Below are 13,323 nucleotides of genomic sequence, written 5' to 3' on the forward strand. Positions count from 1 at the left end.
TAAATAGGAGCGTCTGTTGCCTGCATGGGGGCATGAGCGGGAATGCTGATGACGGTGTGGGTGAGGGCCGTGATCGTTAGGGAGGAGTGCGACGTAGCACTTTGCGCAGGATGCCGGATATAGAGAGAAGACCCCGAGGGGTTTGGGCCCGGAGCGTTGCTTATCGAGCGGTGGCAAATTAGTGACAGCAAATAGAGTATGACTGCGGTGAAAGAGCGCTGTGTATCGGCAGGGACATTCTAACGTTACCGTGGCGGAATGCCTTGCCATTAGGAGCATTTGGGGTATGTATTGAGGTCATTGTTGAGCGTTTGTCTCAAATGATAATGATTATCATTATATTGATGTCGCTCCTCTTTTCTCTCATACTGCGCCGATAGCAATGACGTTCTTGGATGGTTGTGTGTCAGGGGGAGTCAGGCATGAAGCGCAACATGAGTCGGCGTGCTCTTTTGAAAGCAGGGGGACTGGGCGTTGGTGGTCTGCTGCTTCCGGGGTCGCTGCTAGCAGCGGGAGAGATGCCTTCTGGCACCGCACCGAGAGCGCGTCGTGGTGGGGTGCTACGTGCAGCATTTGCTGGCCGTGCCGGTACGCCCATGAATGTGTTGCAGGCGACCCGCAGTCCTCTCGACTATGTGCGAGCACGCTTGGTCTGGGATGCGCTGGCCGACACCGATGATGGGCATATCGACTACCGCTTGATGACCTCGGCGGTGTCTGACCGAGCGGCGACCCGTTGGCGACTGACAATCCGACGCGGCGTCACCTTCAGTGATGGTCGACCGCTGACGGCGCGTGATGTGCTCTACAGCCTGCATGTGTTGGCGAGCAACCCTTGCACGCAGAGCGGCTGGTTGGACCCGTTGGATACCGCTGCGTCCCGCATTGACGATGATTACACTCTGACGCTGGCGCTGAAGCAGCCTATCGGGGCTTTTGACTGGCGGCTGGCGCAGGGCATGTTCGTTTTTCCTGCGGGTACCCGTGACCTTGATCATGCGCTGGGAACGGGGGCGTGGACACTGACGTCGTCCAGCGATAGCGTCAATACCTTCTCTCCGCGAAGCGACTACTGGGACAGCGAGCGTGGGCCGTTGCTGGATCGCATCCAGCTGTACGGCATCATGGACATGAACGCGCGCGTCAACGGGCTGAAGGCGGGGCAGTTCGATTATGTGGGGGGTGTGGCGCTCACAAGCGGCCTCACCGAGCAGCATAATCCCAACGTCAAGGTAGTGACGGCACCACCGGCCCTCTGGGATAGCCTGATGTTCTCGATGAACCTCAGTAAGCCGCCGTTCGATTCGCCCGACGTATGCGAAGCGTTGAAGCTTTCCATCGACCGAGAGGCGATGGTGCGTACGCTGTCGTTTGGAAAGGGCGATGTGGCCAATGATACGCTGGGACAGGGGCAGCCGTGGCACAACAGTACGCTGCCACAGCGCCACTACGACCCTGAGCGGGCACAGGCGCTGCTTAAGAAGGCGGGGGTGTCGCCCCACCTATCCATTTTGACCAGCAACTATGCTTGGGGGCTGGCCGAAAGTGCGACATTGCTGCTGCGCCAAGCCAAGCCTGCTGGATTCACCCTGAGTCTCAACAAGCTGCCTGCCGCCGACTACTACAGTGACTTGAATGCACTGTTCGATGCTCCCCTCAAAACCAACTATTTCCACCCAATGCCGCTGCCTGTCGCGCTGCCGTTCTATTACGGTCGCCGTGCGCCTTATCCGTTTACCGGTCCTTCTTCACCGAAACTCAATGCGTTGATACAGACATTGCAAGCCGCACAGGGCGAGGCGTTGGTGACCGCCGTGCACGATGTTCAAGAAGAGCTGTATTTCCACGGGGGGGATGCCATTTTCATGCGTATCCCTTCTATCGCCTTGAGCTCTCCTCGCGTCAACGGCGTTGAGGCCGCGGGGTATTTCGACTATCCCACACTGCGCAGTGCCTGGCTGGCGGACTGAGGAGGCGGCGTGCATATCTTCAGAGCCATGCTATGGCGGGTCGGTAAAGCCGCCATCACGCTGTTCGTGCTCTCTCTCATACTGTTCTGGCTACTGTCGCTTATCCGCGGCGATGTCGCTTCTGCTCGGTTGGGCAGTACCGGAGGCCTTGAACAGGTGGCTGCGCTGCGCCATGCGCTCCATCTCGATCAGTCCCTCGTAACGCGCTATGGCACGTGGCTGATGCACATGTTGCACGGCGACTTCGGTCACAGCGACGTCAGTGGTGATCCTGTAATGCCGTTGCTAATGGTGCGTGGCAAGGCCTCGCTGCTGCTGGGTGCGGTCACGATCGCCTTGCTTGTGCCGCTGGCGATCGTGCTAGGGGTGTGGAGCGGTCTGCATGAAGGGCAGTGGGGTGATCGTCTCATCAGTACGCTGTCCTTGGTCGGGCTAGGAACGCCCGAGTTCGTGATCGGTACACTACTGGTGGCATTGCTGTCGTTCACACTGCACTGGCTGCCCGCACTGTCGCTGTGGAATGACGGAATGTCGTACCGTGAGCGGGCGTTGATTATGGTGATGCCCGTACTGACACTGTTGAGCGTTTGTCTGGCCCAGAACGTGCGTCTAATCAGGGCGGGAACGCTGGTGGCCACCCGCAGCGAGGCTTGTCAGATGGCGCGTCTGAACGGGTTCAGCGAAAGACAGGTGATCATGCACTGGATCATGCCTATGGCGATGATCACCTATGTTCCTCTACTGGCGCGCTACGTGACGGCACTGCTGAGCGGGGCGCTGATCGCTGAAACCCTCTTTTCATGGCCGGGGCTGGCCTCGACGCTACTGGAAGCGACACAGAGCCGTGATGTGCCGGTCATCATGGCGATCGCGATGCTGATCTGCACCTTTACCGTCGTCGTCAATGCGTTGGCGGATGGGCTGGCGCGGTTGGCCAGTCCTGCCGCTAGACGGGAGGCGTCATGATCGCTCGCCGATCGTTGACGTGGACGCAGTGGTTGTTGCTGTTCTGTGCGGCAGCGGCGCTGCTGATAAGTTTGTGCGGTCCATTGCTGGCGCCCTATGGCATGGATGACATTACCGATATGCCCTTTGCGCCGCCGTCAGCTGATCACTGGCTGGGCACTGACTATCTGGGTGCCGATGTGTTGAGCCGTCTACTGGCGGGTGGTCATGAGTTGATCGTGTTGGGGCTGGCGATTGTGGTGTCGGCATGGCTGATAGGCGGTGCGCTGGCGATGCTAAGCGCACTGCGCGGCGGCTGGTTTGAGCGCCTAGTGCTGTCTGTGGTCGACGTGCTGCAGAGTCTGCCCAGTTTAGTGGTGCTGATGGTGACGGTGGCGCTACTGGGTGCGGGATATCGCAGTGCGGCCTGCGCTGCCGTGTTGATATCCGCTATCGATATCATTCGCATTGCACGGGCCGAGACCCTACAGGCCATGCAACATGACTATGTCGATATCGCGCGACTGCGTGGTGAGTCGACGCTGTGGATCCTCACCTACGAGATTGCGCCGAACCTTTGGCCGTTGGTGGTCGCCGACGTTGGCGTACGCTTTATTGCGGCGGTCTTCATCATGGCTACTGCCAGTTTTCTGGGGTTGGGTGCACAGCCCCCCATGGCTGATTGGGGGTTGATGATCATGGAGAACAGCCAAGGGCTGGGCATTCAGCCGCTAGCGGTGCTTGCGCCCGTCGGTGCGCTGTTGTTGTTGCTGGTGCCCGCCAACCTGCTGCTTGATGGTATCGTCGCGCGTTCCCGAGGCCCGAAACGCCATCTGAAGGCACCGCTATCTCGGCAGTCGGCATGCACCTCACCGTGCAGCGATGTGCTGGATATCCGCTTGCTCAGCATTCATCACGTTGACCGGCCTTTGCTGCAACAGGTATCGCTAACACTGGAGGCGGGAGACGTGGTGGCGTTGATCGGAGCCTCCGGCAGTGGCAAGACCACGCTGTTGCATGCAGCGCTCGGTGAACTACCGCACGGCTGCCATGCGACGCAGGGCAGTGTCTGGCTGGCCGGAGAGGACATGCTGGCTGTCCCCTCTGCGCGTCAGCGCCTTCTTCGCCGTCGCTATGTTGGCTATCTGCCTCAGGATGCGCGAGCGGCACTATTGCCGTTTCAGCGCGTGGGGCTAGTGCTGAAACGGCGTGCCCGCGCGCTCGGTCTGCCTCGATCGGCACGCACTGCCCGGTTGCTTCAGCAGCTGCAGGAGGTTGGGTTACCCGCTGATGCCGCCTTCTTGCGCCGTTATCCCCACCAGCTATCTGGAGGTCAGCGTCAGCGCATCATGCTGGCGCTAGCACTGCTGGGACAGCCGCGCTTGCTGGTGCTGGATGAACCCGCTAGCGCACTGGACGGCATCGCCACTCAATCCCTGTATACGCACATTCGTCGGATCGCCCGCCAGCGCGAAATCGCGGTACTGATGGTCGCACACGGCCTAGAGCAGGCCGCCAGCATTGCCGACCGTTTCATCGTGTTGGAAGAAGGGCGTATTGCCGAACAGAGTACGGTGGCTGATTTTCTTGCCGCACCCACAAGTTTGGCAGGCCGACGTCTGATGAAAGCGCAGCAGAGCGTTACGGTACCTGGCTCCGAATACCCTTCGTCGATATCGTCGCCCGTCCTGAGCGTGCAGTCTTTGGGGTGCGGTCATGGGGCGACAGCGCCGCTGTGGCAGGACGTCGGTTTCCGGCTGGCACGTGGGGGCTGTTTGTCCATCGTCGGTGAGTCGGGGTGCGGTAAGACCACACTGCTGCGCTGCCTGCTGGGGCTTCATACGGCGTCGGCTGGATCGCTGGCGCTGCACGGTCGGCCGCTGGCCCAGCGCCTAAACGAGCGCACGCGTGAACAGCAGCGTTGCCTGCAGTATGTGCCGCAGGATCCCTACGATTCTCTCAATCCCTTTTGGTCAGTCAGGGCGCTGCTAGGGCGTTCACTGCATCTCTTTTCTCCTGAATTGCCGCGCTCAGCACGCGAACAAGCACTGGCCCAGGCCATGCAGCGGGTAGGGTTGCCCGAGTGCTTGCTAAGCGTGAAGGTGCAGCGGCTGTCTGGCGGTCAGCGCCAGCGCGTGGCTCTGGCAAGAGCCTTGCTGGCGACACCGGATGTTCTGCTGTGCGATGAAGTGACCAGCGCACTCGACAGCGAACGGCGCAATGCACTGCTGGATGTGCTGGATCATCTGCGGCGTGAGCGGCAGCTGACCCTGATTATGGTGACTCACGATATGGCCGTTCCCGCTCGGTTGGGCGGTGACATTCTGGTGATGGGTGAGGGCGGTATCGTTGAATGCGGTGCCGTTGGTGATGTCTTTGCAGCACCGAAGCACCCCGTTACACATGCGATGCTGGCCTATGCCGGCATCAAGCGCGTACAGCAAGAACGCGTATAGGCCCGCACTGGAGCCGATGTCTCTTCTCGCGGTGTGCCTCTCAGGACTGTTGATCACTCGCATGTGTTCTGGGCGTTTGTTGACTGAGCGTCATCCTCTTATGGCGAACATAGCGCAATGCCTACCCGCTTATCATCATGAGCGGCTTGTCTACATGCCGCATAGATAACGCGCGCAAGCGACGATGGCACCGTTAACGACGGCCCCCAAGACAACACGTTCGAGCAGGCGCGTCTGGCGATGGGTCTTGTCATGGAGTTCATCAGTGTCGATGCGGCTCTTTCAAGGGGAGATATGAGATGAAGGGATTCGAACTCATTCAGCAGTTGATCCGCCTGTCACCGACGGTACGGTCGCGCATTCGCTGCGGTATTGCACTGGGCGTCGCGGGTGGTTTGTCAACGGTCGTTGGTCTGACGTGTTGCGCCTATGCTGTTGGGCAGCTGGCGGCGGGTTTGCCGTTGCCAGCCGTGTTTTGGTACTGGCTGGTGGGCGGGGCCTTGGGGCTGTGTGGCGGCTTCATGGCACGCAACCTGGCCGACCTCATCACGCACGATGCGTCCTTTCATCTTGAAGTCGTGATCCGCAAGCGGCTTGCCGATACGCTGGCCCATCTGCCACTCGGAGAGGTACAGGGGCTAGGGGCTGGGCGTCTGAAGAAGGTCATGCACGATGACGTCAAAGGGCTGCATGCGGCGGTCGCCGATGCATCGCCGTTCGTTGGTGTCGGTGTCAGCCAGCCGCTGGCGGCATTACTGATTCTACTGCTGGTGCAGTGGAAACTTTTCATTGTGGTCTGCTTGATGATGCCCGTCATCATGCTGTGCATGTACATGATGACGCGTGACTTTGCCACCCAGCGCGAGCGTTACAGCACCGCTAGCGAGAACATTAACGCGGCCGTGATTGAGTTCGTACAGGGGATGCCGGTAGTGCGCACCTTCGACGGCGATCGCGTTGCCTTTCGGCGCTTCAGCGATAGGGTGGACGACTTCACCCGAGCTGTGGCGCAGTGGCTGGCGGCATCGCGCCGCTCCAGCAAGGCCAATGCCGTGTTCATCGCGCCGCTGCCGACCCTGTTATTGCTGGGGCTACTGGGGGGACCGATGCTGCACGCGGGCATGATCTCGCTGACCGATCTGCTGCTGGCGCTGATGATCGGCACTCTGCCAGTGCAGGCGGTCATGCCGCTAATGTTTTTGTCCAATCTGTTGAACGATGCCAAGGCGTCAGCGCATCGCATCTGTCAGATACTGGCCCGCCCGCCGCTGCCCGAAACGCAGTCCCCTCAGACGCCGCAGCGTTTCGATATCCGCTTCGATCACGTCTCGTTTTCTTACGCTGTGCAAGGGCGAGGGACGGCTCTTACTGACGTGTCGCTGACCATTCCTCAAGGCACGGTATGCGCACTGGTTGGCATCTCCGGCTCGGGCAAGTCGACCTTGGCGCGACTGATTCCTCGCTTCTATGACGTCAGCCAAGGGGCCATCCGTATAGGAGGCATCGACCTACGTGATATCGCCAGCCGCACGCTGCTCCAACAGGTGGCCTTTGTTTTCCAAGAGCCGTTTTTGATCAAGGGCAGCGTGGCGGACAACATTCGTCTGGCGAAGCCCGAGGCCTCCGATGAAGACGTTGAACGGGCCGCTCGGGCGGCCAACGCACACGACTTCATCATCAATGTGCTGGAGGACGGTTACCAGACTCAGGTGGGCGAACGTGGTGGTCGGCTATCCGGCGGGCAGCGCCAGCGCATCACTATTGCGCGGGCGATGCTGTCTCAAGCGCCGATCGTGATTCTGGATGAGGCAACGGCCTATATCGACCCTGAAAACGAAGCCGAGATTCAGGCTGGCCTTGCCCATCTGATGCGTGGCAGAACGGTGCTGATCATTGCTCATCGCCTGTCTACCATCACTCAGGCTGACCAGATCGTTGTGCTCGAGAGCGGACGCGTAGTCGAACAGGGGCGTCATCACGCATTGCTGGCTAAAGAAGGGCGCTATGCCCGCATTTGGCGTCACTACGATGCCACTCAGCAGTGGGGCGTGAACGGTGGCAGGCAAGGAGAGGCACGATGAAACGGCTATACAGATTGATGATGCTGATTGCGGGTCGATATGCCCCGCAGTTCCGGCACACGCTAGGCTATGTACTGGCCGCGGTGGTGGTTCAGGTGATGTCGTATGCCGTGTTGGTGCCGTTGTTCTACATCATGTGTACGCCTACCGTGCTGCTTGAACAGCTCTGGCCGTGGCTCGGCCTGTATGCTCTGTTGGTGGTGGCCGAAGCGATGCTGCGTCTGAAGAGCATGGGGTTCACCTGGCACTGCTGGCACCGCGTGATCGGTGATACCCGCCTGCGGCTAGGGCAGGCGCTGTACGACATGCCGCTGTTGACACTGCGCCGATACGATGCAGGCGAACTGGCTGATACCATTGGTGGCAACGTCAATGTAGCAGCCTCTGCACTGTCGTCGCTTGCCACGCTGTTCGTGCAGATGGTGACACTTCCTGCGCTGATGATCGTGTTGATGTTGCTGATCGACTGGCGGCTAGGGTTAGCGTTCTCCGTCGCGGGGGGGCTTATGTTGCCGCTTATCCGACGAGTACAACGGCTCTACCAGCGCGACAGCCTGCGTGTCGATGCCGCCGATGCGGCCAGTGCCGCACAGATCGTCGAGTACGTGTCAGGGTTGGCGGTGTTTAAAGCGACAGGCCAGGCCGGGGCCGATTCTCCGCGTCTAAGTGCCGTATTCGCGCATCAGCACGATGCTCAGCAGGAAGGCAGTCATTCTGCGGCGTACTATGTCTCGCTGTGTCAGCTTATTGTGCAGCTCGCACTGATCGCGATGATTGCCGTTGGAGGAATGTTGGTCGCACACGAGCGGCTGAATGTTGCCACGCTGGCAGCACTGCTAGTGATCGCTGTACACCTGATTGAACCGCTGGGCATCATCGCCACCATGAGTAAGCTGTTCGAAATGGCCGAAGTGGCGCTGTCGCGGATCAATGCGCTGCTGAAGGTGGCACCACTGCCATGCGGCTTAGGCGCTTCGATGCCAGAAGACGTTACGATCGAACTGAAGAACGTTAGCTTTGGCTACCGTCCCGATCAGCCACTGCTGCATAACGTTTCGCTGACGCTACCCGAGCATAAGATTACCGCGCTGGTTGGGCCATCAGGTGCCGGCAAAACCACCATCACCCAGCTGATTAATCGCTTTGCAGACTCGTTGTCGGGCAGCATTACACTGGGGGGTGTCGATATCCGCACCTTTACGCCCCAGCAGCTCGCTCACGCTATCTCGGTGGTGTATCAGGACGTCTGGCTGTTCGACGATACGATTCGCGCCAATCTCTTGTTTGGCCGTCCCTCGGCGACCGAGCAAGAGATGAGAGATGCCGCCAAGGCTGCCAACATCCACGACGTCGTGAACGCGCTGCCACAAGGCTATGACACCGTGGTCGGTGAGGTGGGTGCTATGCTGTCCGGCGGGGAACGTCAGCGCCTGTCGATTGCCCGCGCAATTCTCAAGGATGCTCCCATTGTCCTGCTGGATGAGCCGACAGCGTCCCTCGATTCCGAATCGGAGTTCGCTGTACAACAGGCCATCGACGCACTGGTTACGGGAAGAACGGTCGTAATCGTTGCGCATCGCCTGACCACGGTAGTCGGTGCCGATCAGATTGCGGTGGTTGACGAAGGGCATATTGTCGAATGCGGTACGCACAGGGCGCTGATAGCAAGCGGTGGACGCTATGCTCGGATGTGGCAGGCCCAGAGCGGTCACGGTCGGCGTGGCTGAATAAAAAGCGTGCGTAGCAAAAAATGGCATGAGTCGAGGCCCTGCACGCTGCTGACGCGCTGCGCTTTTTTGCAGCGGGATCAATGTGCTGCGGCAAATAGCGCTATCTCGTTATATTTCTTTTTATATTCATTAAGTTAATGGATAATATGGCGGGTGGTTAAAGTTTTTTTTAAGCATTTAGGGGGAGAATTTCAATGTCAACCACGACACTTAGCGCACAGGTTTCACGCATGCTGTCCGTTGCCGTGCTGAGCGGTATGCTGGCGCTGACCGGCTGCAACAGCGATATCCACAAGACGGCGCCCAGCCAGCAGGAAGAAGCCATTGCGACCAAGGCCTGCCAGCTGACCACGCAGCTTATGCAGCGCGGCGATACCAATCATGAATGCATCAAGGTAGAGCTTGATCGCAAGGTCACCGACACCTTCTACCAGGCGCATGCCATTCTTGAAGATGGTGGCGAACAGCCGATGGGCATTCGTCTAGTGGATAAGGAATCTCAGGAGATCACTATCGTCCTCCGTGGCTCGCTGTGGTAAGCCCTTGGTCACCGACCATTGAGCCGAGCTTTGAAAGCCGCCTGATCAGGCGGCTTTCTGTTGTTTTGAACGCCTACAGTGCGCTTGAACGGCGTGATCTGATCTTATAGACAGTAGTCGCTGCATTCGTATTTTTTTTAGAGTAATCAATCTGTTTTTAAGCTGGCAGCTTATAGATGCTACGGGCGTTCCAGCACGTTACAGACGCTACTTTTCATCGCGAAGATGGCCGGAACGTCTCCGACGAATACTGCCTAGCGCTGCATGCACAACAAACGAAGGAGGATAGGTCCATGAACGCCAATAATTGGAAGATTGACCTGTTCTCCTCGCTGGATGCTGCCCAGTCGTTACAGAGTGTGATGGATGCTTCCGTTGCCGCAGTGCGTCCTTTCGGTTTCGATTTCTGTGTCTGGCGACTGGCATCAAGCGACGCGCAGGGTGGGCAGCATCTCTCTATCACCTCTTCAAACGATATGGCGCACCAGCAGGAAAGCGCCCGCCGCTATGATGATTCCCCGAGTTCCCGCCATTGTTTGCAATCGTCGGCACCGTTCATCTGGTTGGGGACAACCCAGGACGAAGCTTTTCATCTGGCGCCGGAACTGTTCGAAGAATATTACGGTCTTGGTCACTACGCGGGCTGGTCCAAGTCGATAGATACCGATGAACAGCGTTACAACATGTTCTACGTCGAGAGCACGCAGCCATTTTCCGCCGCCGATATGCACAGCGCCGATCAGCACCTGCAATGGGTATGCGCTGCTGCCTATGTGCGACTAAACGAACTGCCGACTACGGTGGACATTGCCCTGACGGCCGAACAGCGCCAGGTACTGCGGCTCTACGCGCAGGGCTGTCCGCACGTCGAAGAGATCGCCGATGTCCTGCATAAACCTCTCCGGTGGATCAATGCTGTGCTGGAGAATGCCTGCAAGTTGCTGGGCTGTACGGACATCAATATGGCGGTGGCACGCGCCATTTTTCTCAGGCTTCTTTATTAGGATGACCCCCTAAGTAGCAAAGGACACTCGAAATGAACAACTGGCAGGTTGATTTATTTACGGGCCTTGGACGTGCCGATACGGTGCAGGACATAGTGGATGCGACCGCCAAGATCATAAAGCCGATCGGGTTTGAATATTGTGGCTTTCGGTTGCTGTTTCCCTTGCCGCTCTCTCGTCCTCAGCTGATAACGACCTATACCGCTGAGGATGAGATGTATGAGAAGGAAAGGAACGGTGGCTATCTGGAAACACCAATGTCGGTGCACTGTTCGCGATCCATGACACCCTTCGTATGGGAGGGCACCACCGAGGATTCCGTCTTTAGGCAGATGCCAGAAGTCTTCGAGGAATACTACGGTTACGGCCATCGAGGCGGCTGGGCACAGTCGCTGATCGAAAAGCAGAACATGTTCTGTTTACAGGTTTGGAACGGGCAACGAACATGCAGGACGTTCTTGTTACAACGCTGAGGACGGTGAGGGATTTTGGTTTCGATTATGCGGGCTGGAGGACTGAGCTTCCGCTTCCTATTACTCAAAAAAGAACGCTGGCCCTTAATACATCAGAAGATGAAGTGCTCCAGAAGGTCTCAGAGGGTGGGTACGATGACTCTCTTGGAGTGAAACACTGTTCTAGGTCAATGGAGCCTTTCTACTATCTGGGCAATACGCATGATGAGACCTTCTTTAAGCAACCCGAACTGTGGGAAGAATATTACGGCTTAGGACGTTACGCCGGCTGGGCGCAATTCCGATATACAGCTGTCACTGCGGGAAAGAGAAGTGCTGCGCTGGACAGGCGAGGGCAAGACAGCTGATCAGATCGCCGAGATACTGATGCTCAGCCCCAGCGCGATCAATTTCCACCTGCGCAAGGCCATGCAAAAACTGGATGCGCCCAACAAGATCGCCGCTGTTGTACGTGCCATCTTCCTTAATCTGCTGTTTTGACATGCCGACCGATCATGCAGGCCGATCGAATTTCCACCTGCGTTATACCATGAAGAAACTGGACGCATCCAACAAGAAAACCGCTGTCAGGAAGGCGCTATATTGCCACTTTTTCTAGAAGAAGATGGTCAGCAACAATTACAGCAAAGGACGCTTGAAATGAACAACTGGCAGGTTGATCTATTTACGGGCCTGGAAAACGCAAACGGCATGCAGGATGTGCTGGATGCCACCATAAAGGTCATTGCCCCTATCGGGTTCGAATTCTGCGGGTTTCGCTCCCTCATTCCTCTGCCTTTGGCAACCCCCAAGATAATGACACTGTATACGGCAGAGGATAAGACATACGAACGCGAGAGGAATGGGGATTATCTGGAAACGCCCATGTCACGTCACTGTGCTCGGTCAATGACGCCATTTTCATGGGAAGGAACGACTGAAGATGCCGTCTTCAAGGAAATTCCTGATCTGTGTGAGGAATACTACAGTTCTGGCCATCGTGGGGGATGGGCCCAGTCCTTGGTGGAGCGGAAAAACATGTACAGCGTTTTCTATGCAGATAGCAGTGACAGCCTAACCAAGCGCTATTTGGATAATGTCGATTTCAGAATGCAGTGGGTCGCGACCGCGGTATTGAGCCGGATGAACAAGGTAAGAAGCGATACCGATATACAGCTGTCACTGCGGGAAAGAGAAGTGCTGCGCTGGACCGGCGATGGCAAGACAGCTGATCAGATCGCCGAGATACTGATGCTCAGTCCTAGCACGATCAATTTCCATTTGCGCAATGCGATGAAGAAGCTGGACGCGCCCAACAAAACGGCAGCCGTTGTACGCGCCATCTTCCTGAAACTGCTTTTCTAACCATGAACACTGAGTGCACGGAAAGGGAGAAGGCCGCTTCCCGTGCGCGTGGTGTCATTACGGCATTTCGGCCATTAAACGCGCCACTACCTGCGGTAGGTCGCGCAGGTCATACAGTTCCAGTGCGCCTTCTGGAGTCGGCTCGTCAGGGTGATGAGGCTTGAAATGCAGTGTGTGCATGCCTGCTGCCAGCCCTGCATTCACCCCTACTAGTGCGTCATCAATGACGATGCTGTGTTCTGGTCGGCTGCCTAGATCCCTTGCGGCCTTGAGGAACATGCCCGGGTCCGGTTTCCAGCATTTCAGGTCGTAACCGGAGTAGAGGTGGTCGCCGAAGTAGCGGCCGAGACCAGTGACCTGCATCGATAGGCGTACCTTGTTACCTGGACCGTTAGAGGCGATGCAGTGGGGGATGTCCGCCAGTGCGTCGAGTGCTTCTTCGGCGCCGTCGATCAACCCCATATCCGTTTCCATGCGCTTCAGTAGGCGCACGCGCATCTCTGCCTCGGCTTTAGCGGCCTGTTCGGTAGTCACCGGAAGCGGGCCGTGGCGCGCCTGAAGCTGGTTGAGGATGGATAGGAACGCTGTGCCTCTGTAAACGTGCAAGTAATCATCGGGAACGAAGGGAAAGCCCAGCGATGTGAACGCAGTGGCGATTTCGTCGGCCAACAGGGGTTCACTGTCAACCAGCGTGCCGTCGCAGTCGAAAATCAGGCACCAGTCAGATGTTGCCGCCATAAGGTTCTCCATTCACTTGATCTATAAAAGGCGCATTGATGAG

The 13,323-nt window shown here is 57.7% G+C and carries 11 protein-coding genes; 10 read left to right on the plus strand and 1 reads right to left on the minus strand.

All coding sequences use genetic code 11. The features are described 5' to 3' along the window. Nucleotides 1-422 precede the first annotated feature (422 nt). From ACMHYW_RS04015 to ACMHYW_RS04060, 10 genes are all read left to right on the plus strand, one after another. Nucleotides 423-1,970, plus strand: coding sequence for an ABC transporter substrate-binding protein (locus ACMHYW_RS04015; protein ID WP_414500998.1), 1,548 nt, complete (start codon nt 423-425; stop codon nt 1,968-1,970). A 9-nt stretch (nt 1,971-1,979) separates the two neighbouring features. Beyond that, nucleotides 1,980-2,936, plus strand: coding sequence for an ABC transporter permease (locus ACMHYW_RS04020; protein ID WP_414500999.1), 957 nt, complete (start codon nt 1,980-1,982; stop codon nt 2,934-2,936). Next, nucleotides 2,933-5,371 (plus strand): ATP-binding cassette domain-containing protein, encoded by a 2,439-nt coding sequence (locus ACMHYW_RS04025; protein WP_414501000.1) that lies wholly within the window; start codon nt 2,933-2,935, stop codon nt 5,369-5,371. The genes ACMHYW_RS04020 and ACMHYW_RS04025 overlap by 4 nt, the downstream gene beginning before the upstream one ends. 299 nt (nt 5,372-5,670) lie before the next feature. After that, a complete protein-coding gene (locus ACMHYW_RS04030; RefSeq protein ID WP_414501001.1) occupies nt 5,671-7,452 on the plus strand; it encodes an ABC transporter ATP-binding protein in 1,782 nt (593 codons plus the stop codon). After that, nucleotides 7,449-9,179 carry an ABC transporter ATP-binding protein gene (locus tag ACMHYW_RS04035; RefSeq protein WP_414501002.1) on the plus strand — a complete coding sequence of 577 codons (1,731 nt, stop codon included), beginning with the start codon at nt 7,449-7,451 and terminating at the stop codon, nt 9,177-9,179. The genes ACMHYW_RS04030 and ACMHYW_RS04035 overlap by 4 nt, the downstream gene beginning before the upstream one ends. A 197-nt stretch (nt 9,180-9,376) precedes the next feature. After that, on the plus strand, nt 9,377-9,721 hold the full coding sequence (locus tag ACMHYW_RS04040) for a hypothetical protein (protein WP_414501003.1): 345 nt from the start codon (nt 9,377-9,379) through the stop codon (nt 9,719-9,721). Nucleotides 9,722-10,014: 293 nt separating this feature from the next. Next, nucleotides 10,015-10,725 carry a helix-turn-helix transcriptional regulator gene (locus tag ACMHYW_RS04045; protein WP_414501004.1) on the plus strand — a complete coding sequence of 237 codons (711 nt, stop codon included), beginning with the start codon at nt 10,015-10,017 and terminating at the stop codon, nt 10,723-10,725. 32 nt (nt 10,726-10,757) lie between these two features. Further along, nucleotides 10,758-11,198 carry an autoinducer binding domain-containing protein gene (locus ACMHYW_RS04050; RefSeq protein WP_414501005.1) on the plus strand — a complete coding sequence of 147 codons (441 nt, stop codon included), beginning with the start codon at nt 10,758-10,760 and terminating at the stop codon, nt 11,196-11,198. A 312-nt stretch (nt 11,199-11,510) separates the two neighbouring features. Further along, nucleotides 11,511-11,678 (plus strand): helix-turn-helix domain-containing protein, encoded by a 168-nt coding sequence (locus ACMHYW_RS04055; protein WP_414501006.1) that lies wholly within the window; start codon nt 11,511-11,513, stop codon nt 11,676-11,678. Nucleotides 11,679-11,837: 159 nt separating this feature from the next. Then, on the plus strand, nt 11,838-12,542 hold the full coding sequence (locus ACMHYW_RS04060; RefSeq protein WP_414501007.1) for a LuxR C-terminal-related transcriptional regulator: 705 nt from the start codon (nt 11,838-11,840) through the stop codon (nt 12,540-12,542). 57 nt (nt 12,543-12,599) lie between these two features. On the opposite strand, the gene ACMHYW_RS04065 is transcribed toward ACMHYW_RS04060, so the two are convergent. Beyond that, entirely contained in the window at nt 12,600-13,280 is a 681-nt protein-coding gene (locus tag ACMHYW_RS04065; RefSeq protein ID WP_414501008.1) for an HAD family hydrolase, read from the minus strand. Nucleotides 13,281-13,323: the final 43 nt, after the last annotated feature.

Origin of the sequence: Zymobacter sp. IVIA_12111.31 C1, assembly GCF_047495495.1 — a bacterium.
In the GTDB taxonomy this organism is placed as follows: Bacteria; Pseudomonadota; Gammaproteobacteria; order Pseudomonadales; family Halomonadaceae; genus Zymobacter.